This window comes from Vogesella mureinivorans (assembly GCF_007644035.1).
Taxonomy (GTDB): domain Bacteria; phylum Pseudomonadota; class Gammaproteobacteria; order Burkholderiales; family Chromobacteriaceae; genus Vogesella; species Vogesella mureinivorans.
Genome location: NZ_VMTV02000464.1, coordinates 125656 through 152276 on the forward strand (window position 1 = coordinate 125656; position 26621 = coordinate 152276).

General features: G+C 62.4%; 21 protein-coding genes and 3 tRNA genes. 12 read left to right on the forward strand and 12 right to left on the reverse strand.

The genetic code is table 11. The features are described from left to right. Positions 1-122 precede the first annotated feature (122 nt). Genes FLQ44_RS12205 through FLQ44_RS12215 form a run of 3 tightly spaced genes read left to right on the forward strand, consistent with a single transcriptional unit; the run spans position 123 to position 6120 of the window. A complete protein-coding gene (locus FLQ44_RS12205; protein WP_147694590.1) occupies positions 123-3203 on the forward strand; it encodes a PAS domain S-box protein in 3081 nt (1026 codons plus the stop codon). Continuing rightward, complete coding sequence (locus FLQ44_RS12210) at positions 3200-4912, forward strand: putative bifunctional diguanylate cyclase/phosphodiesterase (protein WP_147694591.1); 1713 nt, start codon at positions 3200-3202, stop codon at positions 4910-4912. Before FLQ44_RS12205 ends, FLQ44_RS12210 begins: the two co-directional genes overlap by 4 nt. Beyond that, on the forward strand, positions 4909-6120 hold the full coding sequence (locus FLQ44_RS12215; protein ID WP_147694592.1) for a response regulator transcription factor: 1212 nt from the start codon (positions 4909-4911) through the stop codon (positions 6118-6120). Before FLQ44_RS12210 ends, FLQ44_RS12215 begins: the two co-directional genes overlap by 4 nt. On the opposite strand, the gene FLQ44_RS12220 is transcribed toward FLQ44_RS12215, so the two are convergent. Beyond that, complete coding sequence (locus tag FLQ44_RS12220; RefSeq protein ID WP_147694593.1) at positions 6115-7194, reverse strand: hypothetical protein; 1080 nt, start codon at positions 7192-7194, stop codon at positions 6115-6117. The genes FLQ44_RS12215 and FLQ44_RS12220 overlap by 6 nt on opposite strands. A gap of 65 nt (positions 7195-7259) precedes the next feature. Here FLQ44_RS12220 and FLQ44_RS12225 point away from each other — a divergent pair, with 65 nt between their 5' ends. The 3 genes from FLQ44_RS12225 (at position 7260) to FLQ44_RS12235 (ending at position 9223) form a co-directional block, all read left to right on the forward strand. Next, a complete protein-coding gene (locus FLQ44_RS12225; RefSeq protein ID WP_147694594.1) occupies positions 7260-7955 on the forward strand; it encodes a GAF domain-containing protein in 696 nt (231 codons plus the stop codon). Between the two features lie 85 nt (positions 7956-8040). After that, the gene (gene ribA, locus FLQ44_RS12230) at positions 8041-8649 is read left to right on the forward strand and encodes a GTP cyclohydrolase II (protein WP_147694595.1); all 609 of its coding nucleotides are present in this window, start codon (positions 8041-8043) and stop codon (positions 8647-8649) included. A gap of 49 nt (positions 8650-8698) precedes the next feature. Further along, entirely contained in the window at positions 8699-9223 is a 525-nt protein-coding gene (locus FLQ44_RS12235; protein ID WP_147694596.1) for a hypothetical protein, read from the forward strand. 93 nt (positions 9224-9316) lie between these two features. On the opposite strand, the gene FLQ44_RS12240 is transcribed toward FLQ44_RS12235, so the two are convergent. From FLQ44_RS12240 to FLQ44_RS12260, 5 genes are all read right to left on the reverse strand, one after another. Then, a tRNA-Ala gene (locus FLQ44_RS12240) sits at positions 9317-9392 on the reverse strand. Between the two features lie 8 nt (positions 9393-9400). Further along, positions 9401-9476: transfer RNA gene (locus FLQ44_RS12245), tRNA-Glu, on the reverse strand. Positions 9477-9489: 13 nt separating this feature from the next. After that, positions 9490-9565, reverse strand: a tRNA-Ala gene (locus FLQ44_RS12250). A gap of 415 nt (positions 9566-9980) precedes the next feature. Then, positions 9981-10436, reverse strand: a complete 456-nt coding sequence (locus tag FLQ44_RS12255; RefSeq protein WP_147694597.1) for a hypothetical protein — start codon at positions 10434-10436, stop codon at positions 9981-9983. A 17-nt stretch (positions 10437-10453) separates the two neighbouring features. Then, complete coding sequence (locus FLQ44_RS12260) at positions 10454-11518, reverse strand: extracellular catalytic domain type 2 short-chain-length polyhydroxyalkanoate depolymerase (RefSeq protein WP_147694598.1); 1065 nt, start codon at positions 11516-11518, stop codon at positions 10454-10456. A gap of 164 nt (positions 11519-11682) precedes the next feature. Between FLQ44_RS12260 and FLQ44_RS12265 the strand changes: the two genes are divergently transcribed. The 5 genes from FLQ44_RS12265 (at position 11683) to FLQ44_RS12285 (ending at position 15626) form a co-directional block, all read left to right on the forward strand. Further along, positions 11683-12261, forward strand: a complete 579-nt coding sequence (locus FLQ44_RS12265; protein ID WP_240801265.1) for a TMEM175 family protein — start codon at positions 11683-11685, stop codon at positions 12259-12261. A gap of 88 nt (positions 12262-12349) precedes the next feature. Then, positions 12350-12964 carry a PH domain-containing protein gene (locus FLQ44_RS12270; RefSeq protein ID WP_147694599.1) on the forward strand — a complete coding sequence of 205 codons (615 nt, stop codon included), beginning with the start codon at positions 12350-12352 and terminating at the stop codon, positions 12962-12964. Positions 12965-13087: 123 nt separating this feature from the next. Next, positions 13088-14128, forward strand: coding sequence for an aminopeptidase (locus FLQ44_RS12275; RefSeq protein ID WP_147694600.1), 1041 nt, complete (start codon positions 13088-13090; stop codon positions 14126-14128). 16 nt (positions 14129-14144) lie between these two features. Continuing rightward, a complete protein-coding gene (locus FLQ44_RS12280; RefSeq protein ID WP_147694601.1) occupies positions 14145-14588 on the forward strand; it encodes a DUF192 domain-containing protein in 444 nt (147 codons plus the stop codon). A gap of 150 nt (positions 14589-14738) precedes the next feature. Next, a complete protein-coding gene (locus FLQ44_RS12285) occupies positions 14739-15626 on the forward strand; it encodes a dienelactone hydrolase family protein (protein ID WP_147694602.1) in 888 nt (295 codons plus the stop codon). 177 nt (positions 15627-15803) lie between these two features. Here FLQ44_RS12285 and ushA read toward each other — a convergent pair whose 3' ends face one another. Next, complete coding sequence (gene ushA / locus FLQ44_RS12290; RefSeq protein WP_147694603.1) at positions 15804-17444, reverse strand: bifunctional UDP-sugar hydrolase/5'-nucleotidase UshA; 1641 nt, start codon at positions 17442-17444, stop codon at positions 15804-15806. A 104-nt stretch (positions 17445-17548) separates the two neighbouring features. Further along, on the reverse strand, positions 17549-19234 hold the full coding sequence (locus tag FLQ44_RS12295; RefSeq protein ID WP_147694604.1) for a glutamine--tRNA ligase/YqeY domain fusion protein: 1686 nt from the start codon (positions 19232-19234) through the stop codon (positions 17549-17551). 369 nt (positions 19235-19603) lie between these two features. Here FLQ44_RS12295 and ppk2 point away from each other — a divergent pair, with 369 nt between their 5' ends. Continuing rightward, positions 19604-20452, forward strand: a complete 849-nt coding sequence (ppk2, locus tag FLQ44_RS12300) for a polyphosphate kinase 2 (protein ID WP_206208857.1) — start codon at positions 19604-19606, stop codon at positions 20450-20452. A gap of 84 nt (positions 20453-20536) precedes the next feature. Here the strand turns inward: ppk2 and FLQ44_RS12305 are convergent, their stop codons facing one another. The 4 genes from FLQ44_RS12305 to FLQ44_RS12320 all read right to left on the reverse strand — a co-directional run bounded on the left by FLQ44_RS12305 (position 20537) and on the right by FLQ44_RS12320 (position 26499). Then, entirely contained in the window at positions 20537-22210 is a 1674-nt protein-coding gene (locus FLQ44_RS12305) for a SulP family inorganic anion transporter (RefSeq protein WP_147694606.1), read from the reverse strand. Positions 22211-22332: 122 nt separating this feature from the next. After that, complete coding sequence (locus tag FLQ44_RS12310; RefSeq protein WP_017508910.1) at positions 22333-22683, reverse strand: DMT family protein; 351 nt, start codon at positions 22681-22683, stop codon at positions 22333-22335. Between the two features lie 48 nt (positions 22684-22731). Beyond that, the gene (gene dnaE / locus FLQ44_RS12315) at positions 22732-26166 is read right to left on the reverse strand and encodes a DNA polymerase III subunit alpha (protein ID WP_147694607.1); all 3435 of its coding nucleotides are present in this window, start codon (positions 26164-26166) and stop codon (positions 22732-22734) included. 90 nt (positions 26167-26256) lie between these two features. After that, positions 26257-26499, reverse strand: a complete 243-nt coding sequence (locus tag FLQ44_RS12320) for a PhaM family polyhydroxyalkanoate granule multifunctional regulatory protein (protein WP_147694608.1) — start codon at positions 26497-26499, stop codon at positions 26257-26259. Positions 26500-26621: the final 122 nt, after the last annotated feature.

Here is a 26621-nt window from a genome sequence, read left to right on the forward strand (position 1 = left end):
TTTATCTGTGGCAATAGATTTTACTTTTACGTAAACCGTTTATATTTATAAATAATTACTTGAAAACCCTAACGGCATGAAGAAAGAATGAAGCTGGCAAGCCAGTTTGCAAGGATCCGTTCATGCCGCTTGAGTCTACCCTGTCGTTGTCGGCTCCCGCCGGTGACACCCAGCCTTTAGCCTGCGCTTACTGGTTGGCAGATACGGCACGCAGCCGCTTCCTGTTTGTTTCAGCGGGTTTCGAAGCCCTGTGGGGCAGGCCGCTGTCTGCACTGCACGAAGACCCGTCGCGCTACCTCGCCGCGGTGCACCCAGACGACCTGGCACAGTTTGCCGACACGCAGCCTGCTGCATCCGGCCGCCGTCAGCGGCTGTTCCGCTTGCGCCAGCCGGATGGCAGCTACCGCGCGGTAGCCGAGTGCACTTTCAGCATGATTTCCCCTTTTGGCGGCGAGCCACGCCTGGCCGGGGTGTTGTTCGAGCAGCCGGCAGACCCGGCGCAGCTGCCCGAAGACTGGCTGGCCGGGCGGGAGAACATCGTGGATGAGCTGGCCGGCCTGTACCAGCGCAGCATCAGCAACGACGACAACCTGCGCCACCTGTTTGCCTACTCGGCCATTGCCGTGATCGTGCTGGACGCCGAAGGCTATGTCTGCGAGTGGAACCGTGAGGCAGAGCGCCTGCTGGGCTGGCCGGATAGCGCCGCGCTGGGGCGGCCATTGTCGGCGCTGCTGGTGCCCGCACCACTGCAAAACCGTTTTCACGACTGGCTGTTTGCGGAAGAGGGCGGTGCCATGGCACATACCATGCGCCCGCTGGAAATACCCGCTCTGCACAGCAATGGCAGCCGGGTGCCGCTAGAGCTGTCTGGCTGGCAGTTTGTGCTGTCCGGCCTGCCTTACCGTGGCATTACCCTGCGCGACATGACGCGCCAGCATGTGGCCGAGCAGGTGCTGTACGAGCACATGGAACGGGCGCGCATGTTGTTCGAGTTTGCCAGTATCGCCATGGTGGTGCTGGACCACACCGGCGTGATCATTGACTGGAATATCCACGCCGAGCAGATCTTTGGCTTGCATGGCGAACAGGCAGTAGGCCGGCCCCTGCTGGAGGTGCTGCCATTGTCCCCCGAGCAGCTGCCTGTCGGCTTGCTGCTGGGCGACCAGGGCATGCAGCTGGCCGAGGCCACCTCGCTGGAGTTCACCCTGCAGCGCGATGGCCAGCTGCAGCATGTCGATGCCTCGTTCTGGCCGTTTTCGTCCAGCCAGCAGGGCTTTATCGGGGCATTCTTTCGCGATATTTCCGCGCGCCGGCGCAGCGAAGACGCCCTGCGCCAGTCCGAAGAGCACTACCGTCTGGTGATCGACAATGTGCGCGACGGCATTGTGGTGGTGCAGGGCATGCGCATTGTGCTGTCCAACCCGCGCGCCGCCGAAATCAGCGGCTATAGCATTGCCGAGCTGGCCGAGATTGATTTTGCCAGCCTGATTCACCCGGACGACCAGGGGCGTGTGCTGGACATACACCGCCGGCGCGTAGGTGGCGAGCCGGTAGAGGCGCGCGATGATCTGCGGGTGGTGAATAAAAACGGCGAGGTGCGCTGGGTAGACAGCGGTGTGGTGCTGATCGAGTGGCATGGCGGCCAGGCGGCGCTGGTGTTCTTTACCGACATCACCCACCGCAAACGCCTGGAAAAAGACCTGACCAGCACCCTGCGCGAGCGCGAATCCATCCTGGATAACACCATTGCCGGCATGGCGTTTGTTGATGGCCAGGGCTTTGTGCGCTGGGTCAACAGCACCGCCGCCGAGCTGTTCCAGACCACGCCGGAGCGCATGCAGGGCGGTAGCCTGGAGCGCTATTACGGTGTGCAGCAGGATTACCTGCGTACCACGCGGGATGCGCGGCAGGCTTTTGCCGCGGGCCGCGCCTACGCCACGGAAATGCGCATGCGCACCGCTTGCGGCCAACTATTGTGGGTGCAGCTATCCGGTAAGCCCATCAACCCCGAGCAGGTGGCCCAGGGCACGGTGTGGGTAATGATGGATATCAGCCGCCGCAAGGAGCTGGAATTCGAGCTCTTGCGTACGCACACCGAGCGCGAGGCCATTTTGCAGTCGGCGCTGGTGGGCATGGCGTTTGTTACCAACCGCCGCCTGCTGTGGATCAACCGTACCTTCTCGCTGCTGCTGGGCTACAGCGAAGCCGAGCTGATCGGCATGAGCAGCCGCATTTATTTCCGCAGCGACGAGGAGTTCGACAACTTTGGCCGCGATGCCTACGGCTGTCTGGCTGCCGGCCAGATTTTTACTACCGAGCGGCAGCTGCAAACCAAAAGCGGCAAGCTGATCTGGGTGCAGATGAACGGCACCAGTATCGTAAAAAGCCAGCCGGACAAGGGCACCATCTGGACGCTGGTAGATGTATCCGAGCGCCACGCCGCCGAGCAGGAAATCCGTGACGCGCTGGCCAAGCAGCAAGAGCTGAACGTGCTGAAATCGCGTTTTGTTTCCATGACCTCGCACGAGTTTCGTACCCCGTTGGCCACCGTGTTGTCGTCGGCCGAGCTGCTGCGCCACTATCACGACCGCCTGCCGCCAGAGCGGCGCGAGGCGCTGCTGGAATCCATCCAGACTTCGGTCCAGCGCATGACCGACATGCTGGACAACATTTTGCTGATCGGCCGGGTAGAGGCCGAGCGTGTGGAGTTTGTGCCGCAGCCGCTGGACGTGGCGCGTTTCTGTCACCACCTGGTGCACGAAGTCAGCCAGGCCTCGCACGCCCGTGGCGAGGAAGTGCTGGCCAGCGTGTCGGTAGACATGGCGCTGCCGCAGCCGGTATTGCTGCTGGACGAAAAGCTGCTGCGCGAAATACTGGGCAACTTGCTGAGCAATGCTTTCAAGTACTCGCCGCAAGGGGGCGAGATCCGCTTTTCTGCGCGCTGTGACGGCAGCGAAATCGTTTTCGACGTGCAGGACCAAGGCATAGGCATCCCGCCGGAAGACCTGCCTCAGCTGTTTGATGCCTTCCACCGCGCCCAGAATGTGGGGCCGATACCCGGTACCGGCCTGGGCCTGTGCATTGTGCGCAAATCAGTCGAACTGCACCACGGGCAAATTACCGTGAGCAGCGAGCAGGGGCGTGGCACGCATTTTTGTGTGCGCCTGCCGGTGCAGGAACAGCAGAAAGGGCGGCCAACATGAGGCGTATTCTGGTAGTGGAAGACGACATCGCCATCCGTAACAACATCATGGCGCTGCTGCGGCTGGAGGGCTACGAAGCCGACGCCGCCGGTGACGGGCAGGAGGCGCTGGATTACTTGCGCAGCCATGTTTACGCGCTGGTAATCAGCGATGTGATGATGCCGCGCATGGATGGCTACGCCTTGCTGCGCCAGCTGCGTACCCAGCCGGCTACTGCACAGCTGCCGGTGATCCTGCTGACCGCACTGGCCGACAAACAAGACCAGCGCCAGGGCATGAACCTGGGCGCGGATGACTATCTGGCCAAGCCTTTTCAGCGCGAAGACCTGCTCAACGCCATCGAAACCCGCCTGGGGCGCAGCGCCCAGCAGCAGGTAGAAGCGCAGCGCCTGCAGGCCGAGGCACACCGCCTGCGCTATCTGGACCAGCTTACCGGGCTGGGTAGCCGCATGGCGCTGCTGGAGGCGCTATCCGGGCAGGGCGGGCTGTGCGAAACCCCGGGCCAGCTGGTCTTGGTGCTGGTGCTGGGGGTGGATCATTTTTCGCGCATTAATGACTCGCTGGGTTACCAGGCAGGCGATGCCGCATTGCGTGAGTGTGGTCAGCGGCTGGAGCAAACCCTGGGTGACATGGGGCGCGCTTTCCGCCTGGTAGGCCCCAATTTTGCCGTGGTGGCCCAGGTAGGCGAGCCCGCCGCCGCGCAGCTGCTGGCAACCTGCCTGCAGGAGGCCTGGCTGCAACCCATGACCGTGCTGGGCGAGGAGATGTTTATCCCGGTAAGCATTGGTTATTGCCTGTTTCCGGCCGATGCATCCGACGCGCAGCAGCTGCTGGGCCGCGCCGAGGTGGCATTGCACCAGGCACAGGGCATGGGTGGCAGCCAGGTGCTGGGCTATACCGCGCAAATGAATGCCGAGGCCAGCGAGCGTTTGCGGCTAAGCAACGACCTGTACCGTGCGCTGGAGCGCAATGAATTCGAGCTGCATTACCAGCCGCAGATTTCCCTGTGCGACGGCCGTCTTACCGGTTTCGAGGCGCTGCTGCGCTGGCACCACCCGCGGCTGGGCCGGGTGTCGCCGCTGCGCTTTATCCCGCTGGCCGAAGAAAACGGCCAGATCATTTCTATTGGTTGCTGGGTGCTGGCCGAAGCCTGCCAGCGGCTGGCCAGCTGGCAGCACGTGGCACCGGGCGTGCGCATCGCGGTAAACCTGTCGGCGCGGCAGTTTGCTGCGGCCAACTTGTTGCACAGCATCGAAGCGGCGCTGGACTTTAGCGGCTTGCCCCCCACGCTGCTGGAAATCGAGATCACCGAAGGTACCGCCATGGTAGATGCCGAGCGCACGGTGGGCACCTTGCTGCAGCTGAAAAGCCTGGGGGTGAAGCTGGCGCTGGATGACTTTGGTACCGGCTATTCCAGCCTGGCTTATCTGAAGCGCTTTCCGCTGGACGTGCTGAAGGTAGACCAGTCGTTTGTGCGCAATATCCTGACCTCGGCGGGTGATCGTGCCATCACCCAGGCCGTGATTTCCCTGGCCAGCAGCTTTGGCATGTCGGTGATTGCCGAAGGGGTAGAGCGGGAAGAACAAAAACAGCTATTGCAGCAAATGGGGTGCGATGCGTACCAGGGTTATCTGTTCAGCCCGCCGCTCAGTGCGCAGGATGTTGCAGAGCATTTGCCAGACTGGATGACAGCAAGGGTGACGACATGACCATTTTTTTTGAAGAAGACAGTGTAGCCGCCGTGGCGGTTGCCCACAGTGCGCCAGCGATCCGCATTTTCATGGTGGAAGACCAGCCACCGCTGCGCTTTAACCTGAAGCAGCTGCTGGAGCTGGAAGGCTTTGCGGTAGAAGAAGCCGCAGACGGCATGAGCGCGCTATCGCGGCTGGATGTGCTGGCCAGCCAGGGGCATACCTGCCCGCAGCTGGTATTGCTGGATGTGGGCCTGCCGGACATGGAAGGCTACGATATCTGCCGCGAGATCAAGGCCGATGCCCGCCTGGCGCACGTGCCGGTGATCTTTTTGTCTGGCAGGGTAGAGCTGGAAGACAAAATGGCCGGCTACGAAGCCGGTGCGGAAGACTATATTGCCAAGCCGTATGTCAATGCCGAGCTGCTGAGCAAAATCGGCGTAGCCCTGCGTAATGGCGAGGCGCGCCAGACGGGCCAGCAGCTGCAAGGCCAGGTGGCCAATGCCATGCAGGCAGCGTTTACCGCCATGACCAGCGCCAGCGAGATCGGCATTGTGCTGCAGTTTTTGAAAAGCACCTTTGTGCTGCCGGATAACGGGGCCCTGCAGCAGTGCATGCTGCAGGCGCTGCAAGACCTGGGGCTGGATGCCAGCGTGCAGCTGCGCTCTGCCCGTGGTGTCAGCACGGTGAATGGCGAGGGGCCCTGTGGCCAGCTGGAAATCGGGCTGATCGACACCCTAGCGCGGCGCGGGCCGATTGTGGATGCGGGCCGGGTGACAGTGTTCAGTTACGGCCAGGTGTCGCTGGCAGTCAAAAACATGCCGCGCGAAGACGAAGAGCGCAATGGCCGCCTGCGTGACAACCTGGCTTTTCTGGTGGAAGGCGCCACGGCGCGCCTGGCCGCGCTGGATGCCGCATGGCAGCAGCAGCACCAAGCCGCCACGCTGGCGCAGCTGGTATCGCGCACCCGCGCGACGCTGCAGGTTATCGATAACCGTTTTCGCCAGCAGCAGTGGAGCAGTAACGACATCATGCTGCGCCTGCGCGAGGACATCGAGCGCGCTTTTGTCAGCCTGGGGCTGACCGAAGGCCAGGAGCGGCTGCTGGCCGGGCTGGTGGCACGCGCCACGCAGGAAGCCACCGAGCTGTACGACCAGAGTGCCGATGTAGATAGCAGCATGAAGGCGCTGCTACAGGCGCTGGATGCCGGCAGGGCTGCATCATAAGGGGGCGACGTCGCCCCAGTCCTGGCGCAGCAGCCGCTCGCGCCATTCATCCCCCAGGCGCTGGCTTTCTGCCACGGCCTGCCCCCATAGCCGGCGGCGCAGGGTGTCGTCGTGCGCAAAGCGCTTCGGGTCGCCACGGTCTGGCAGGCGGCCCAAGCCCAAGCTGGCCAGGTAGGCCGGGCTGGGGGTCACCAGCAGCGTACTGCTGTGGTGTGCAGCGACCGGCTGGCGCCACGGCAGGATCTTGTCAAACCAGCCCGGCACGATGCGTGGCTGGTAGTGCAGGTACAGCGTGATGCCGGCCTGCTGCTGCCACGGGTAGTCCAGGTGGTAGTCCAGCAGCCCGCCATCGCGGTACACCCCGGCGCTGGCGCCGGGTATGGCCACCCCGTCAAACAGCCCCGGTACGCCGGTGGTGCCGAGCAGCGCGGGCAGCAGGTTGGCCGCAGACAGCGGCACGTGCTGCGTGGGTATGCGGTCTTGCGGGGCAAACGCCAGCGCGCTGCGCGCATCGTGGCAGATCAGCCGCTCGAAAACATGGCGTAGTTGGCCGCGCCCTGCGGTGTTGCACGCTGCGGCCAGCGCCAGGCCAGCCAGCAGGGGTGCGCGCTGCTCATGGCGCAGCAGGCCGCGCGCCCGTACCAGCACCAGGCTGAGCCGGTGGTGCGGGTGCTGCAGTATGGCCTGCAGGCCATGTGGCCCCAGCGTGTTGTGCAGCAGGGCTTGCCAGTTCTGGTAAATCAGCGCGCGGGTGGGCTGGCGGCTGTAGTCCTGGGCGACATAGTTGGCCGCAAAGCGCGCCAGGCTGGCTGCCGGGTCTGCCTGCATGGCGCAGGCAAAGCGCCAGCCGCCTATGGATGCCCCCACCAGGTCGCGCACCGCAGGCTGTTCGGCTAGCCAGCTGAACACCGCCTGGTCTAGCCCGGACAGCCCCAGCGCCTTGGGCCCGCCAGCCGCGCCGGGCAGGGTGGTGATATCCCGCGCCTGCAAGCCGTGTTGCTGTAAATGGTGGTGTGCGGCAGGGCCGGCGCGCAGGGTGAGCGCGGGTGCGCTGCGCAGCACGATTGCAGTCATGGCTGGAGTGTCCAGTACAAAAAGGTAATAATACCCGACTAAATTACTTTACCGGAGTCTGTTGTATGCCTCAGGCGTATCTGGATGCCGTGGGCCTGGCCCTGCCGGCCGCTGCTGTGACCCATGCTACAGGCCGGCTGGCCGCCGCATTGCCCGGTTTGCCGCTGGCGGCACCGGCGGATGTGTATCGCTATCGGGTGCCCAAGCTGGGTGAGGGGGGTAGCTGCTCGCTGGTAGACGAGCTGGATGACACGCCCTATAACGTGGCGCCCTGGCTGGGCGGCGAAAGTGCGGCAGCGAGTGCTGCGCTATTGCAGCTGCATGCACTGGTAGAGGCCACGCTGCAATCGGCGGCGGCCGACTGGCTGGGCGTGTATTGCCGCTTCGAGCGCGATGGCCAGGCGCGCCTGGTCAAGCTGGCCTACCGCGGGCTGCCTAGCCGCGGCGAGTTTCCGCTGACCGAAGACTTTGCCCTGTTTAGCAATAATAGCCGCGTAGGCTTGAGCGGCCGTGCTGCCATCGTGGCCGATGTGGCTGCCTGGCAGGCCGCGGGCGGCGCGTATTACGAGTGCGACCCCAAAGTACAAAGCGAAGTGTGCCTGCCCGTGCTGGCGGCAGATGGCAGCGTAGTGGGTATTCTGGACGCCGAAGATGCCCGCCCCGGCTTTTTTGGCGAGGCCGAGCAGGCGGCGTTGGCTGCCTTGGCGCTGGCTTTGTCTGCACCGTTTAGCCAGCTTGGCGGCGCTGTTGAAAAAAGCTGACTGATGTGTTCGTTTGATTGATCTTTCTCACCCGCAGGTGCATGGCTACCATGCACCGCCTGTTTTCCTAGAATCGGAGTCTATTTTGAGCCAAGCCGACACCCAGCCCCGTGTAGATCTGGTCGCCAGTTGCCAGCTGCCTACGCCTTGGGGTGTGTTCCAGATGCATGGTTTTGAAGAACAAGGCGGACGCGAGCACGTTGCGTTGACGCTGGGCGATATCAGCGGTGGCGATGCCCCGCTGGCCCGTGTGCATTCCGAATGCCTTACCGGCGACGGCCTGTTTTCCCTGCGTTGCGATTGCGGCTTCCAGCTGGAAGCTGCGCTAGAGGCGATTGCGGCGGAAGGCCGCGGCATCCTGCTGTACCTGCGCCAGGAGGGCCGCGGTATCGGCCTGATCAACAAGATTCGCGCCTACAAGCTGCAAGATGGCGGCGCCGATACGGTAGAGGCCAACGAGCAGCTGGGCTTCCCGGCCGATATGCGCGACTTCCGCATTGCCCGCGAAATGCTGGCGCTGCTGGGCGTGGACGCGGTACGCATCATGACCAACAACCCGCGCAAGATTGCCACGTTGGAAAAGGCAGGTATTCGTGTGGCGGAGCGTGTGCCACTGCAGGTTGGCCGCAACCCGTATAACGACCACTACTTGGATACCAAGCGCGCCAAGCTGGGCCACCTGTTCGGCGGTTAAGTTTGCCGCCCGGGTGGCGATAAAACCCATAGATAGGGGGGGGGGCGGCATGATCAAGATTGCACCAGTGGGCAGTGCCGAGGGCATTAGCCAGCATACGCCGCAGCAGCTGCCAGGCCATGGCCAGCTGCACGGCCAAGGTCATGCTGCCGCCACCACCACCTTTAGTGCCAGCTTGCTCAGCCAGCACGCCTTGCTGCTGGACCCGGACGGCCAGGCGGGGGAAGATGCCAGCCCGGCGCAGCTGGCGCATGCGCTGGGTCAGCTGCTGGCGCTGCTGGAAGAGCGCCTGGCGGATATGCGCGAGCGCGCGCTACTGGCCGGCGGCCAGCCAGCGCATGGCTTGTTTAACGAGCTGGTGCAGATAAGCGAGGCGGTGGCGCGGCTGGGGCACCTGTGGCAGCGCCTGTGGCTGAGCATGCCGGAAGCCTGCGAGGCGGCACGGGGCCGTATTCATGCGATGTTTGTCACGGTGCATTTTTTGCTGCGGGTGTTGCAGCACAGCGCCGAGCCGGCAGACTGGCACGCACAAAGCCAGCTATGGGGGCAGTACGAGGCGGTATTTGCCGCCTAGCCCGGTGGCGCTGTGTTGTTGTGTGGCTGGCGGTGGTGGTCTGGTGTGCTGGAAAAGCAAAAAACCGGTCAGCTGACCGGTTTTTTTAATTGGTGGTGGAGGTAAGCGGGATCGAACCGCTGACCTCTTGCATGCCATGCAAGCGCTCTCCCAACTGAGCTATACCCCCACGCAATGTGGCGTCCCCACGGGGATTCGAACCCCGGTTACCGCCGTGAAAGGGCGATGTCCTAGGCCTCTAGACGATGGGGACCTAGTGTGTTTCCTGGTGGAGGTAAGCGGGATCGAACCGCTGACCTCTTGCATGCCATGCAAGCGCTCTCCCAACTGAGCTATACCCCCTGACACCAGCTCTTCGTTTCGCATCGCTGCGTTGCGAAGAGGTGCGCACTTTAACTTGCCACCCTGTAGGCGTCAAGCGGTTTGCCGCAAGTTTTTTCAAAAAAAATGCACTTAATCTGCAAGTGCATGATTTATATGGGTGCGTTCACGATCTTGCCCAGTGCTTATTGCCATGCTTATGCGGTTACCGGTTTTCCGGGTGCCCGCACATGGCCCGCATCACGCCCGCCCGCGATAGCCCGCCGCGCCATTGCCCCTTTGGCAGGAGGGCAAATGTCAGGGCGGCCCGTGTTTCTAATGCGATCAGCTGTGCAATCAGATGCTCCGCAACAGCCTGCGCCTGGCAGGTGGCGGAGCTTCTCGGTGTATGAGGGTTGGCCGCACGCGCAGGCATGCGGCCAACCTTTAGTGGGCGCTAGTCGGAGCTGCTTTGTGCGGCTGTCGCCACCGGCGTGTGCAGGCTGGCCCAGTAGCCATAGTTCACTTCCAGGTTTTCCTGCAGGCTGGCCAGGTCTACGGTTTGCTGGCCCAGGATCTGCACGGCACGCAGGGTCAGGTTGACTTCTTGCTCCAGCAGCTTGGATACCGTATTGGCCTGGCTGATCTGGCAAGCGCTGTGAAACCAGCCTTGCCACTGCGCCAGCCAGCTATCTTGCTGGGCCATCAGCTTTTGCAGGCTGGCCGCTTGCAGCTGTGTCAGGCTCAGCCAGGTGTCGGTATGGGCCAGTGCGGGCAGCATGGCCAGGCTGGCGCCAAGGTTATGTTGGCCGCGTGCGGCCAGGTTGCCCAGCAGCTGGGCGTGGCCGTGCTGCGGGGTGGCCTGGCTGCTGCGCGCCAGGGCGTGGGGGAGGGCGTGATCTGCGTGGGTCATGGGGTGTCCTTTGTGGGCTAGCCGCCCAGGCGTTGCAGCATGGCGTGAATGGCGCGGATTTGCAGTGCCTGGCGCGAGTAGTAGTCGGGGTAGTCGGCGCTGCGGCTGGTGTAACCCCACCAGTCCCAGCAGCCGTCGGGGTTCTGCGCCAGCGTGCTGTCGCTACCGGCGGCCTGCGGGTACAGCACGATCAGGTTGTTGCTGTCGGCGATCGTGTTGTACCCGGTGGTGGTGATGTAGCGGTTGCCGTATGGCGGCTGGCTGGCGGTATCGGCCTGGCCCAGGGTGTAGCTGACATAGCTGTAGCCTTGCTTGCAGCCGTGCAGGGCAATGTGCACGCGCGCCGGGGCGCCTTGCAGCACCGCTTGCGGCACGTACACGTAGCCATAGTCGGCCATGCTGGCGTGCGGGTCGTTGCCGAAAAATTCACGCTGGTCAAAGCGCAATAGTTGGCCGCTGGCCTGGGCTGCGGGTGCCGCCAGACCGGGGTAGATGTGTTGCAGGATGCGGTGCGACTGCATGAAGCCGCCGTTATTGAGGTAGGGCGGCTGGTTGCTGCCCAGCGGCGAGTCTTCCGGGTTGTCGGTAATCAGCGAGTGGCCGGCCGGCAGCGCGTGGTGGTAGGCAATCTGGCTATCGGGCACCCCCAGCAGGCGGTACATCTCGCGCGTTTGCGCTACCACGGCGCTGTTGACCACGCTGTCGGCGCTGCCGGTAAACACGTATACGCGCTGGCGTGCCAGGTTAGCCAGCGGGTCGATCAGCGCATCGCGCTCGGCCTCTTGTGCCAGCTTTACCGACAGCTGCGCCGGTGGCGCCAGCGCGGGGGTGAGCGGCGCCATGCACAGCTGCAGCGCGTTCAGCTCGTAGGCGTCCTCGGCCAGCCAGGCGGCTCCGGGAAAGGTTTCCACGCCACGGTAGGGGCCGCCAGCCACGACACCGGCACCCATAAAGCTGGCCGAGTGTGCCAGGTGCAGCTGCACCGTCATGAACGCGCCGGAGGACAGCCCGGAAACAGAGCTTTCGCCGGGGGTGACGTTGTATGGCCCAAGCTGGGCTATCTGGGTGGCAGGTAGGTGCATGTCTGGCTTCCTGTGGGGGAGATGCAGGTATTGTTGGCCAGATGCTTGATTTCAATATGAATTTTGCATGATCTTTATGTTTACTGTTGCTGTGCAGTTTCGTTAAAACAGCCACTGCAATCTTTTTATACTGCCAGCTCACTCACAGTAAAGAGATCATCATCATGATGGGTAAAAGCAGGCTGGAAGCGTTTAGCGATGGGGTGTTGGCCATTATCATCACCATCATGGTGCTGGAGCTGAAAGTGCCGCACGGGGAGGGCTGGGCGGTGTTGCAAAAGCTGTGGCCGGTGTTTGGCAGCTATTTGTTGAGCTTTGTGTATGTCGGTATTTACTGGAACAACCATCACCACATGCTGCACGCTACCCGCCAGGTAAGCGGCGCAGTGTTGTGGGCCAACCTGCACTTGTTGTTCTGGCTGTCGCTGGTGCCGTTTGCCAGTGGCTGGGCGGGTGAAAACCACTTTGCCCCCCTGCCTACGGCGCTGTACGGCGTGGTGCTGCTGATGTCGGCGCTGGCGTACTGGCTGCTGGAGTGGGCCTTGCTGCGTGTGCCGGAGAACGCACTGCTGTCGCAAGCTTTGGGGCGCGACGTGAAGGGCAAGCTGTCACTGGTGCTGTATCTGCTGGGTATTGCGGTGGCTATACAGCTGCCAGCGCTGGCCTGGGGGATTTATGCGGCGGTGGCGCTGATGTGGCTGGTGCCGGACCGTCGTATCGAGCGGCAGTTACACCAGGCCTGATGCCCAGTCATCGGGCATAATGGGCGGGCTGGTGCGCGGTGGCGTGCCGGCCTGCCGCCGTTGTTGCGGCCAACCTTAGGAGATTTCCATGTTCGGCAAACTGGCATCGGATGCACTGGGCCTGAGCGATATCGGCCGCGTTATCGCCCCGCAGGACTACCACAAGGTAGAAAGCGACGACTACATCATGCACGAGAAAGGGGAGAAGATTTTCTTCCTGATCAAGAGCAAAACCGACGAATACTGCTTTACCAACCTGGCGCTGCTGCACCTAGACGGCGACAGTGCCATCAGCAAGAAGCGCTTGCTCAAGCGCTACGACTACTACCAGCACGACATCAGCAATGTGCAGCTGGAAACCGCCGGCACGATTGATCTGGATATCGAGCTGAAATTTGCGCTGGGCGGGCAGGTGTTTTCCATTGATGTGCACAAAGAGCACATTGAACCGCTAAAAGACATCTATAAGGCGCTGATCGAGATTAGCCAGCACATGGCCGACGAGCACCACAAGCTGGGCCTGGTGACGCAGAGCCTGGACCGGGTGGTGAGCTCGCTGACACGGCAGGCCGGCGGGCAGGCAGACCTGGCGCAGCAGGCCAGCGCGCTATACGGGTTTTATCAGGACACCCTGCTGCAGGCTAGCCATGCTGCGCACCGCAAGGACTACAGCAGCGTATTCGAGTGCTTTATCCGCAGCTAGCCCCCAAAGGCCAAGCCGTAGCCGCCTGTACCGTGCAGGCGGCTTTTTTATTCTGCGGTTGCGGTGTTGGTCTGGCAGTGAACTAGGGCTATCATCCGGGTATGACGTTTAATCTGGATAAATATGACATTGCACAAGATGCTGCTTTTACTGGGCTTGCTGTCATGCATACCGCCGGGCGTGGCGGCAGATGGTTTGCCCGCAGCAGAGTGGGCTGCGCGGGAAATGCGCTATATCGCCAGCCAGTTTCCCGGCCGGCTGGCAGGTGCCGAGCGCGAGTTTGCCGCCGCCGAGTACCTGCATATCCAGCTATCCAGCATGGGTTATCAAACGCACACCCAGGCGTTTGATACCGAATACAACTACGTGTTTGCCAACAATGTGCGCCAGCGCCGCCTGCTGCAGTCGCGTAATGTCATCGCCACCAAACCGGGTGTCAGCGGCCAGGTCATCGTGATTGGCGCCCACTTTGACACCGCCACCACCCTGCACGAAGTACACGAAGGCGTGTTTGGCGGCGAGCAGCTGCAAGGGCTGGACGATAATGCCTCGGGCGTAGGCGTCATGCTGGCGCTGGCGCGCGAGCTGGCCAATGCCCCGGTGCAGCACACACTCAAGTTTGTGGCATTTGGCGCCAAGGAGCTGGGCATGAAAGGCTCGCAGGCCTATCTGGACAGCCTGCCACCGGCCGAGCGCAGCCGCACCCTGCTCATGGTCAACCTGGACAGCCTGCTGACCGGTGACGCGCTGTATTTCAATGCCGGCAAGCGTACCGTGGCGGCCAACCCTGCCGCCGGCGCCGCGCGGGACCGTGCTCTGGCGTTGGCCGCAGCGCTGGGCATAGACGCCCGCAGCAACCCCGGGCTACACCCTGATTACCCTGCGGGTACCGGCTGTTGTTCCGACCAGGAAAGTTTCGATAAAGCAGGCATTCCCGTGCTGGCGGTAGAAGCCACTAATTGGTCGCTGGGCAAGGGCGATGGCTATATGCAAACCGCCTTGCCCGGCGTAACCGGCGGCAGTAGCTGGCACCGCCCCGATATCGATAACCTGGCGCGCTTGCCACAGCTGCTACCGGGTAGGCTGGAGCAGCGCGCCCGCGATAGCTTGCGCATTCTGCTGCCGTTCTTGCTGGAGGCCAGCGGCGCCCGCCCGGCACCGTGAAACCCGGAACCCTGCCATGAAAAACCTCCTCTGCCTGTTAGGCGTCTTACCCCTGCTGGCCGGCGCGCAAGGGGTGGAAGGTAACGCCCCGCCGGCCATGCGCCATTGCCAGGTGGTGTTTGACAATGGTGCCAGCCTGGCCGCTGTGCCGCTGGCCGAAACCAGCGAGCAGCAGATGCGTGGCTTGTCGCGCCGCCACGATGTGCGTAGCGGCATGTGGTTTGCCTTTGCGCAGCCGCAACCGCTGCGCTTCTGGATGAGTGACACCTGGCAGCCGCTGTCGATAGGCTTTATCGATGCGGCCGGGGTGCTGTTCCAGATCGCCGACATGCAGCCGGATACGCTGGATGTCCACGCCAGCAGCCGTGCCGGTGTAGCGGCGCTAGAGCTGCCGCGTGGCAGCTTTGCCATGCTGGGTGTGCAGCCTGGTACCCGGGTCAGCCTGCAGCACTGCGACTAAGCCGCGCAGCAGGCCCGCTCACCCGCTACGCGGCCTAGACCACCCCGACACCCCGTGCGGGGCCCGTGGTACTGGCGGGGATTTTTTCTCTGCCCGCACGGTCTGTGCTAGCTTGCAGTACACCCGTTCAACCCTGCCAGGAAGCCCGCCATGCGCCAGAAACCTACCGTGCCCGCTGTGAACCAGGACATTATCCGGCTGTACGATGAATACACCCACGCACCGCTATCCCGCCGCGATTTTTTCCAGCGGCTCACCCGCCTGGCCGGTGGCACGGCTGCCGCGTATGCCATCCTGCCTTTGCTGGAAAACAACTACGCGCAGGCACAGCAGGTGGCGGCGGGTGATAGCCGTTTGCAGGCGGCTGATACAGTGTTTGGCCGGTTGGGCGACGCCAGCCTCAGCGGCTATCGCGTGCAGCCTGCCGGTGCCGATGCGCGCCAGCTGCCGGCGGTGATCGTGATTCACGAAAACCGTGGCCTGAACCCGCATATCCGCGATGTAGCACGCCGCCTGGCGCTGGAAGGCTTTGTGGTGCTGGCACCAGATTATCTGTCCACGCAGGGCGGCACGCCGGCAGACGAAGACAAGGCGCGCGAGATGTTCGGCAAGCTGGATGCCGCCGTATCGCGCGATGTGTCGCTGGCGGCACTGGCCTACCTGCAAGTGCAGGGTAAGGGCAAGGTGGGGGCGGTGGGCTTCTGCTGGGGCGGCGGCCAGGTGGGGCAGCTGGCCGTGCATGCGCCGGCGCTGGGGGCGGGGGTGGTGTACTACGGTGCGCAGCCAGCAGCCGCCGACGTGCCACGTATCAAGGCGCCGCTGCTGCTGCACTATGCCGCACTGGACGAGCGCATCAACGCCGGCATCCCGGCATTCGAAGACGCGCTGAAGGCCGCTGGTAGCCGCTACACGCTGCAGCTGTACCCAGGCGTGAATCACGCGTTCAACAACGACACCAACACCGCCCGTTACGACAAAGCCGCCGCCGAGCTGGCCTGGGGCCGTACCGTGGCCTTCCTGCGCCAGCAGCTGGCGTAAGGCGCGCCGGTATCGTCAAGGCACAAGGCTGCTGCATAGCAGCGGCCTTGCTGTTTGGCGGCGTGGCACGGTAGGCACCTGCTAGCTAAAAGCCCCCGGCTTGGCTGGCAAGCAGGGGGCTTTATCGTGGCAAGACACATGGTTGGCCGCATGCGGCCAACCCTGGCGTCAAGTGGCTTACTTGCGCACGATCTCGCCGGCCGCGTCAAACGCACCGGCCTTGATCACGCCATTGCGGGCGCTGATAAAGGCTTTCAGCACGTCCGCATCGGCGTAGCCGGTGTTGACGTAGCCCTTGTGGCTGGACAGTTTCGGGTAGCCATCGCCACCGGCAGCGGTGAAGTTGTTCATGGCGACGCGGTAGGTTTTGGCCGCGTCGATATCCTTGCCACCGATCTGCGCCTGTTTCAGCTCGCCACCCTCGATCACCAGCTTCACGCCGGCAAACTGCGGGAAGGCGCCAGAGCCGGGGCTCATCTTGGCGGCGGTGCGCAGCAGGTCCAGTGCTTCCTTGCCGCTCATGTCCACGTACACCAGGGTGTTGCCGAACGGCTGTACCTTCAGCACGTCCTTGTAGGTGATTTTGCCGGCGGCAATGGAGTCACGCACGCCGCCCGAGTTCATGATGGCAAAGTCGGCCTGGGCTTTTTCTTTCATGGCGCTGGCAATCAGGATGCCCATGCTGGCAGGCTGGCTGCGCACCTGGTTGCGGTCGCCGTCCAGCTTGGCTTCGGTGGCGCCAATCTCTACCGACAGCGCTTCCTGGCCCTTGTTCTGGTACGGGCGCAGGAATGCCAGCACCTCGCTGTGCTCGGCTATCTGTTGGGTGTAATACACCTTCTGCTCTTTGCCGGCGCTGTCTTTCACGGTTTTCTTCAGGTTCACCGGGATCAGCTGGTATTTCACCAGTTTGAACTCGCCGTTCTTCAGCTCGAAGTCGGCGCGGCCAACGTATTTGCCCCATTCGTGTGCCTGTACGATCCAGGCGCCGTTCTGGCGGTCTGGCGCGCAGTCGGCACCCGGCACGTAGGCGGTATCACGCACGTTTTCGGCTTTCATGCACACCGGGTTCTGGCTGTGGCCGCCTACGATCAGGTTCAGGCCTTTCACCGCGCGGGCCATTTCCACGTCGCCCGGCGCATTCACGCCGTGGTCGCCGTTGTCGTAGTGGCCCATATGGGTGGTGGCAATCACCACGTCAGCCTGCTTGCGCAGCTGCGGTACCAGCTTGGCGGCTTCGCGTGCCGGTTTGCGGAACGCGATACCCTTGGTGTTTTCCGGGTTGGTGAGCTTTTTGGTGTCGTCGGTGGTCAGGCCCATTACCGCTACGCGTACATCGCCCAGCTTGAAGATGCGGTACGGCTCGAACATGCGCTTGCCGTCTTTGTAGATGTTGGCCGACAGCATGGGGAAGTTGATCCACTGGCGCTGTTTGGCCAGCACCTCGGGGGATTTGTCGAACTCGTGGTTGCCCACCGCCATGGCGTCGTAGCCCAGCAGGTTCATGCCTTTGAAATCGGGCTCGGCGTCCTGCATGTCCGATTCAGGCACGCCGGTATTCACGTCACCGCCGTCCAGCAGCAGGCTGTAGCCGCCGTTCTTGCGCACGTCGGCACGGATCTGCTCGATCACGTTCTTGCGTGCGGCCATACCGTATTCGCCGTCGCCATTGCGCCAGAAGCGGCCGTGGTGGTCGTTGGTATGCAGGATGGTGATCTTGTAAACCTGGTCTTTTACCGGCTTGGCCAGTGCAGCACCAGAGGTGGCCGATAGTGCGGCCAGCACAGACAAACAGAGTACCGGATGGCGTAGTTTCATGGATGGGCCCCTTGTTTCATTTTATTGACGGCAATGTTGCAGTATCGCGCAAGGCAAAAAAAAACGGCAAGCCCCGGTTGCAGGGCTTGCCGTGATGGCTGGATTTATTTGCTCCAGTTGTCTTTCAGGCCAACGGTGCGGTTGAACACCGGTTTGCTGCCTGCCTGGTGTTCGCGGCGATCGGTCACGAAATAACCGATACGCTCGAACTGGTAGCGGGTTTCCGGCGCAGCCTGCAGTACCACCGGCTCTACATAGCCGGTAATGGTGGTAAGCGAGGACGGGTTCAGGAAGTTCATGAAGTCCACGTATTCGCCGTCTTCACCGCGTACCGCATCCGGGCGGGCTTCGGTAAACAGGCGGTCGTACAAGCGTACTTCGGCTTCGATGGCATGGCCCACCGCAATCCAGTGGATCACGCCTTTCACCTTGCGGCCTACCGGGTTCTGGCCCAGGGTGTCGTGGTCGATGGAGCACTTCAGCTCGATGACCTTGCCACTGTCGTCCTTGATCACTTCGTCGCACTTGATCACGTAGCTATAGCGCAGGCGCACTTCGCCGCCCGGTGTCAGGCGCTGCCATTTTGGCGGCGGTACCTCGGCAAAGTCTTCGCGCTCGATATAGATTTCGCGTGCCAGCGGGATGTCGCGCTCGCCCATTTCCGGGTGGTGCGGGTGGAACGGCGCGCTGCGGCTGCCGGTGACACCGTCCTGGTAGTTGGTGAGCGTCACCTTGATCGGGTCCAGCACCGCAATCACGCGTGGCGATTCGTTTTCCAGCGATTCACGCACCGCGCCTTCCAGAATCGACATGTCGATAATGTTCTCGCTCTTCGACACACCAATGCGCTGCGCAAACAGGCGCACGCCGGCCGGGCTGTAGCCACGGCGGCGCATACCGGCAATGGTCGGCATGCGCGGGTCGTCCCAGCCGGTGACCACGCCCTGGTTCACCAGGTGCTGCAGCTTGCGTTTGGAAGTCAGCGCGTACAGCAGCTCCAGGCGCGAGAATTCGATCTGCTGCGGGTGGTGGCCGATGCTGATGTTGTCCAGCACCCAGTCGTACAGCGGGCGGTGGTCTTCGAACTCCAGCGAGCACAGGCTGTGGGTGATGCCTTCGATCGCGTCGGAAATGCAGTGCGTGTAGTCGTACATCGGGTAGATGCACCAGGCATCGCCGGTACGGTGGTGATGCACGCGGCGGATACGGTAGATGGCCGGGTCGCGCAGGTTGATATTGGGCGAAGCCATATCGATCTTCAGGCGCAGGGTTTTGCTGCCATCGGCAAACTCGCCGTTTTTCATGCGCGTGAACAGGTCCAGGTTTTCTTCCACGCTGCGTTCACGGTACGGGCTGTTCTTGCCCGGCGCAGTCAGGCCGCCGCGGTATTCGCGCATTTCGTCCGGGGAGAGGTCGCAGACAAAAGCTTTACCGGCACGGATCAGCTCGACGGCGTAGTCGTACAGCTGGCCGAAATAGTCGGAGGCAAAACGGATCTCGCCGTTCCACGCAAAGCCCAGCCAGCTGATGTCTTCACGGAAGGCCTGTACGAACTCGTCGGATTCTTTTTCCGGGTTGGTATCGTCCATGCGCAGGTTGCACTGGCCGTTGTAGTCTTCGGCCAGGCCAAAGTTGATGCAGATCGCCTTGGCGTGGCCTACGTGGGCGTAGCCGTTCGGCTCGGGCGGGAAGCGGGTCACCACGGCAGTGCGTTTGCCGGTGGCAAGGTCATCGTCGATGATCGAGCGGATGAAGTTGCTGATCACCGGGGCATTGTTTTCTGCGGACATCGACTTTTCTTGTAGCAATAGATAATCGCACGATTGTAACCGATAACCCCGGTATCGCGGATAGTGGGTAAATGGGGCAGGTGATTTGCGCCATATCAAATCGATTTATCGAAATTGGCGGCCGCCGCAGGACATCGGCGTAGCATGGAATCGTTACCCACCCACCGGGAGAAGCCCATGAACGATAACGACAAGGCACTGGCGGCTCAGCCCGTCACCACAGAAAACGCCGTAGAAACGCTGCTTGTGGACGCTGCCGCAAGCCCCCCGGCTACCGGTGCCCGCTCGCGCCGGCGCAAGCCTTCGGCGCAGGCACAGCGCGAGGCCGCCGCCCGTGAAATCGAGGCAGTCAGCCATGCCCCCGTGGCCATGCAGGTAGCGCATGCGCCGCATGGCACCGCCGAAGACAGCAATAGCGCGCCACTGCCGGCAGATTACCCGTACAAAAACCGCATCAAGCGCGCCGATTACGAGCGCCAGAAAGCCGAGCTGCAGGTAGAGCTGCTGAAAGTGCAAAACTGGGTAAAAGAAACCGGCCAGAAGATCGTGGTGATCTTTGAAGGCCGCGACGCCGCCGGCAAGGGCGGCACCATCAAGCGCTTCATGGAGCACCTGAACCCGCGCGGCGCCCGCGTGGTGGCGCTGGAAAAGCCCACCGAGCAGGAACGCGGCCAGTGGTACTTCCAGCGCTATATCCCGCTGCTGCCCACCGCCGGTGAAATGGTGCTGTTTGACCGCAGCTGGTACAACCGTGCCGGTGTAGAGCGCGTGATGGGCTTTTGCACGCCGCAGGAATACCTGGAATTCATGCGCCAGACCCCGCAGCTTGAGCGCATGCTGGTAAACAGCGGCATCCGCCTGTTCAAGTTCTGGTTCTCGGTAAGCCGCGAAGAGCAGCTGCGCCGCTTTATCTCGCGCCGCGACGACCCGCTGAAGCACTGGAAGCTGTCGCCTATCGATATCCAGTCGCTGGACAAATGGGACGACTACACCGAAGCCAAGAAGGCCATGTTCTTCCACACCGACACCGCCGACGCACCGTGGACGGTGATCAAGTCCGACGATAAAAAGCGCGCGCGGCTAAGCTGCCTGCGCCACTTCTTGTGGACGCTGCCGTACCCCGACAAAAACACCGCGATCCTGAAGCCGGACGAGCGCATTGTCGGTGCCGCCGCCGAAGTGTTCGGGCCCGGCGAGAAAGACATCAGCAGTTTCTAACTGCCTGTCTGTTGCCTGAAAAAGGTTGGCCGCACAGGGTAGCGGCCAACCTTTTTGTCTGATGCATTGCCCAACGTCGCCGGCTCAGCCCCACACCACGCCGCTGGTCAGCACGTCTTCTGCCCGCTGCAGGGCGGTGGTGAGGTCGGGCTGGATATTGCGTGGCCCCATTTCTGCAGCCAGGTGGGCGCTGCGTATCATGGCGGTGACCTCGGTACCCGCCCCGCAAATGATCAGCGTGCGGTTTTGCTGCGCCAGGCGCTGGTTCAGTGCCGACAGCGCCAGCAGGCCGCTGGTGTCCAGCAGTACCAGGCGGTGCAGCTGCAAGATAATCACCCGTGCCTCGGGCGCTTCCTGCGCGATGTGGTCTACCGTATCCGCCGCGCCAAAAAACAGCGCACCTTCTACCCGGTACGCCACGCAGCCCGCCGGAATGTGTTTGCCGGCAATAGAGTGGCGCTCGTACAGCACGGCATGTTCCGGTTTGAGCTGCTGCACGCTGGTGCTGCCTGCCATACGCTTGATAAAAAACACCGCGGCAATCAGCAGGCCGATTTCTACTGCAATGGTCAGGTCGAAGATCACGGTGAGGGCAAAGGTGATCGCCAGCACTGCCGTGTCCTGGCGCGGAAACTGCGCCGCCTTGCGGATATCCCAGTCGCCCATCTTGATGGCGACCGAAATCAGGATGGCCGCCAGCGCTGCCAGCGGAATGTACGCGGCCAACGGTGCCGCGACCAGAATCACCAGCAGCAGCAAGACCGCATGCACGATGCCCGATACCGGTGTTTGCCCGCCGTTGCTGATATTGGTAGCGGTGCGTGCAATGGCACCGGTAGCCGGGATGCCGCCAAAGAACGGTACCACCATATTGGCCACGCCCTGGGCGATCAGCTCCTGGTTGGCGTCGTGCTTGTCGCCGGTCAGGCTGTCGGCCACTACCGCGCACAGTAGCGACTCGATCGCGCCCAGCAGGGCAATGGTAAAGGCCGGCGCCAGCAGGTCGGACAGGTGCTCCGGGTCAAAGCTCAGGCCGTGAAACGCAGGCAAGCCCTGCGGAATGCCACCAAATTTGCTGCCGATCGTCGCCAGTGGCAGCCCGAACAGGCTAACGGTAAGCGTGGCCAGGATCAGTGCCACAAAGGGGCCGGGCAGCGTTTTGCCCAGTTTTTTCGGCCAGAACAGAATCAGCAGCAGCGACGCCATGGACACCGCCAGCGTTAATGGGTCGAACTGCGGCAGGGTAATGCGCAATAGGTCCATCACCGCAAAAAAGCCGGCCGGCATCTTGTCGATGGGCAGGCCGAAAAAGTCTTTCAGCTGGGTCAGGAAAATCAGCACGGCAATGCCGTTGGTAAAGCCGGTAATCAGCGGCATGGGGAAAAACTTGATCACCTGCCCCAGGCGCAGCAAGCCCATGATCACCAGCATCACCCCGGCCATGAAGGTGCAGATAATCAGGTTGGCCACGCCGTACTTCAGCACGATGCCGTAGATGATTACGATAAACGCCCCGGTGGGCCCGGTAACGCACAGCCGCGTCCCGCCCAGCGCCGACGCAATAAAGCCGGCAATCACCGCGGTAAAAATGCCAGCTTGCGGCGGTACGCCGCTGGCGATGGCAAAGGCCATGGCCAGCGGCAGGGCCACGATGCCTACCGTCAAGCCGGCCATTAGGTCTTGGCGGAACAGCTGGCGGTTGTAGTGGCGCAGGGTGTCGAGCAGGGTGGGGCGCAGCCCCGGCAGGGTATTGAGCATGGCAGGCCGTCTTGTTCGAGTTTTATTGCTACCAGACTAAGCAATAAACCCTGGCCGTTTCAAGGTTTAATCGTGTTACTGCAGCATGCTGTGCGCCAGCGCAAGGTTGGCCGCAACAGGCCCTAGCCGCGAAACATGAAATACACCGCGCCCACCAGGCAGGCGCCCGCCCAGACGTAGTCCCACTTGAACGGCTGGTTCATGTAGAAAATGGCAAAGGGGATGAACACCGACAGGCTGATGACTTCCTGGATGATTTTCAGCTGTGACAGGGTAAACGTGCCGTAGCCGATGCGGTTGGCCGGTACCTGTAGCAGGTACTCGAACAAGGCTATGCCCCAGCTGGCCAGTGCCGCCACGTACCATGCCTTGTGGCTGGCGTCTTTCAGGTGGGCGTACCAGGCAAAAGTCATGAAGACATTCGACAGGACCAGCAGGACCGGGGTGGCCAGATAAGGTGACAGCAGGTTCATGGTGAGGGGTGTCGGGTCAAGGAAAAGCGGCCCCGCAGGGCCGCTGTGTTACCACAGGATTTTCACGCTATTGTCGCCCAGCCAGTCTTCCAGTGTCATCAGCAGCGCGTCGTCCAGGCGCACGCCCCACTGTGGCGGCAGCATCAGGTCGCCTTTGGCTTTGCCGGTATGGTAGGTAATGCGCAGGGGGCAGCCGCTGTCTTCGCTACGGTAGGGGGTGATGATATTGCGCAGCGTGGCCACGTCGTGGCGCGGGTGCATCTGCACCGACAGGCTGCGCGCGTAGCGGCTGCGCGCCTCGCCCAGCTCGTACAGGGTTTCTGCAATGATGCGCATGCCGCCGCTGAAGCGGTCTTCGCTGACTTTGCCTTCCACCACCAGCACCACATCGTCTTTCAGCTTGTTGCGGTTGGCGTCTACCGCCTCGGCAAACAGGCTCACTTCAACCTTGGCCGTGCCGTCGTCCAGCTGGATAAAAGCCATCTTGCCGCGGTTGCCTACCTTGGTGCGGATACCGGTGACAAAACCGGCCAGCAGCTGCGGCTCGCGCCGTGGTGCCAGCTTGGCCAGCGGCGTGCGGATAAAGCCGCGTACTTCTTTTTCGTAGGCCGAGAACGGGTGGCCGGACAGATAAAAACCGATAGCGAGCTTTTCTTCAGCCAGCTGGATGGCCGCCGGCCACGGTTTGCACGCCACCATGTCCACGCTGGGGGCGCTGTCGTCGTCGAACATGTCGAACAGGCCGCCCTGGTTGGCGTTGGCCGCTTGCTGCTCGGCAGCGGTCATGGCCAGGGCCACGTTGCTGAACAGCAGGGCGCGGCTGGGCTCGATGCTGTCGAAGGCGCCCGCGCGAATCAGCGCTTCGATCACGCGCTTGTTGACGATTTTCTTGTCGGTGCGGTGGCAGAAGTCGAACAGGCTGGTAAACGGGCCGCCTGCCTCGCGCACCTGCACAATGTGCTCCACCGCCGACTCGCCGGTGCCCTTGATGGCGCCCAGGGCGTAGCGGATGTGTTTGCGGTCTACCGGCACAAAGCGGTAGAAGCTGTGGTTCACGTCCGGCGGCAGGAAGCGCAGGCCGTTTTTATTGTCGGTGGCGTCGTCGTAGAACACCTTCAGCTGGTCGGTGTTGTCCAGTTCGGTGGACATGGTGGCGGCCATGTAGGCGGCCGCGTGGTGCGCTTTCAGCCAGGCGGTGTGGTAGGCCACCAGCGCGTAGGCGGCGGCGTGCGATTTGTTGAAACCGTAGCCGGCGAACTTTTCCATGTAGTCGAAGATTTCGTCGGCCTTGGCTTTATCGATATTTTGCTTGGCCGCGCCCTCCACAAACATGGCGCGCTGCGCCACCATCTCCTCTACCTTCTTTTTGCCCATGGCGCGGCGCAGCAAGTCGGCGCCGCCCAGGCTGTAGCCGCCGCACACCTGCGCCGCCTGCATCACCTGTTCCTGATACACCATGATGCCGTAGGTGGGGGCCAGTACCGGCTCCAGCAGCGGGTGCAGGTACTCGAACTTGGCACCGTGCATACGCTGGATAAAGTCGGGGATCAGGTCCATCGGGCCGGGGCGGTACAGCGCGACGAAGGCGATAATCTCTTCGAACTTGCTAGGCTTGGCCTCTACCAGCATCTTCTTCATGCCGGTGGATTCAAACTGGAACACGCCGGTGGTGTTGGCGTTGGCAAACACCTTGTAGGCCAGCGCGTCGTCCAGCGGCAGCTTGGCCACGTCTACGTCTTCGCCGCTCAGGTCCTTGATGTACTTTTGCGCCAGCTCGATGATGGTGAGGTTGCGCAGGCCCAGAAAGTCGAACTTCACCAGGCCGATTTGTTCTACGTCGTCCTTGTCGTACATCGATACCGGCGCGGCACCGTCGCCGCTGGCGATGTACAGCGGGCAGAAGTCGGTGAGCTTGCCGGGGGCAATCAGCACGCCACCGGCGTGCATGCCGATGCCGCGTGTCAGGTCTTCCAGTTTCATGGCCAGCTCGATCAGCTCGCCGGCGCCTTCACTTTCGATGGTTTCGCCGATTTGTGCTTCGGCAGCCATGGCTTTTTCCAGGCTCAGCGGCTTGTTGGCTTCCAGCGGAATCAGCTTGGACAGCTTGTCGCACAGGCCGAAGGGCAGGTCGAGCACGCGGCCAACGTCACGGATCACCGATTTGGACGACATGGTGCCAAAGGTGGCGATCTGGCTCACGGCTTCTTCGCCGTATTTGCGGCGCGTGTATTCGATGACGCGCCAGCGGTTTTCCTGGCAGAAATCCACGTCGAAGTCGGGCATGGATACCCGCTCCGGGTTGAGGAAGCGCTCGAACAGCAGGGCGTATTTCAGCGGGTCAAGGTCGGTAATGCTCAGGCTGTACGCCACCAGCGAGCCAGCACCGGAACCCCGGCCCGGGCCTACCGGGCAGCCGTTGGCCTTACCCCACTGGATAAAGTCGGCCACGATCAGGAAGTAGCCGGGGAAGCCCATCTGGATAATGGTGTCGCACTCGAACTTCAGCCGCGCGTCGTATTCCGGGCGGCGCGCTTCGCGCTCGGCCGCATCCGGGTACAGCTGTGCCAGGCGCATGTCCAGCCCGCGCTGGGCTTCGTACACCAGAAAGTCGTTCAGCGTCATGCCGTCCGGGGTGGGGAAGTCCGGCAGGTAGTTTTTGCCCAGCACCACATTGATATTGCAGCGGCGGGCAATCTGCACCGTGTTTTCCAGCGCCTCGGGGATGTCGGCAAAGCGTTCCAGCATCTGCTCGGTGCTGAGGAAGTACTGGCATTCGCTAAAGCTGCGCGGGCGGCGTTTGTCGCCCAGCGTATAGCCTTCGGCAATGCACACCCGTGCTTCGTGCGCCTTGAAGTCGTCCGGGTCCATGAACTGGATCGGGTGGGTGGCTACCACCGGCAGGCCGGTTTCGCCGGCCAGCCACAGCGTGGACTGCAGGATGTTTTCTACCTGGGCGTTATCGGTGCGCTGCAGCTCCAGATAAAACGCGCCGGGGAACAGCTGTGCCCAGTACTCGGCGCGGCTGCGTGCCTCGTCGGCGTTGCCGTTGGCAAACGCTACGCCCACGTCGCCCAGGTGGGCACCGGACAGGCACAGCAGGTTGCTGTTGTCGCCTTCTTCCAGACAGGCACGCTTGATTTCGGCGCGGCCACGGTACTGGTTATGCGTAAACGCGCGGGTCAGCAGCTCGCACAGGCGGCGGTAGCCTTCGCGGTTCTTCGCCGTCAGCATCAGCCGGAACGGCTTGTCGCGGTCGTCGCCGTTTTCCAGCCAGATGTCGCAGGACACGATGGGCTTGATGCCCTTGCCCCGGCAGGCCTTGTAAAACTTGACCATGCCGAAGATGTTCATCAGGTCGGACATGCCCAGCGCCGGCATACCGTCCTTGACGGCGCGCTTGATGGCGTCGTCCAGGCGGACAATGCCGTCGGTGATGGAAAACTCCGAATGGAGGCGAAGATGGACAAAGCGGGGTGCGTTCATGGCGGGCATTTTACCGGTGCTGCGCGTGCTGTCCAAATGAAACATGGTTGGCCGCAGCGGGTGCGGCCAACCATGGCAGGGCGGGGCGGCTTATTCTTTCGGGCGCAGCGCGGCGATGGCGGCCTTCTGCATTTCCAGGGTCTTGATTTGCATGGATAACATGCCCAGGTTCATGGTGAGCCAGGTTTCTACCACTTTGAGCTCGGCGATCTTGCGGTCGACTTCTTCCACGCTCATGGGTGGCAGAAAGGGCTGGGCACCTGGCGGCGTGGCCGACTGCATCATCTGGCGGAACAGGGCAAACGGGTCGGCTGGGTTGAATTCGGCACTCATGCTGGCTCCTGGTTCGGGTTGTTGTGGCTGTATCTTAGTGCAGATTGCCGTGGCGGGCATGCACCTGGCAATAAAAAACGGGCACCCGAAGGTGCCCGTTGTCATGCTGGCTTGCGCCGTGA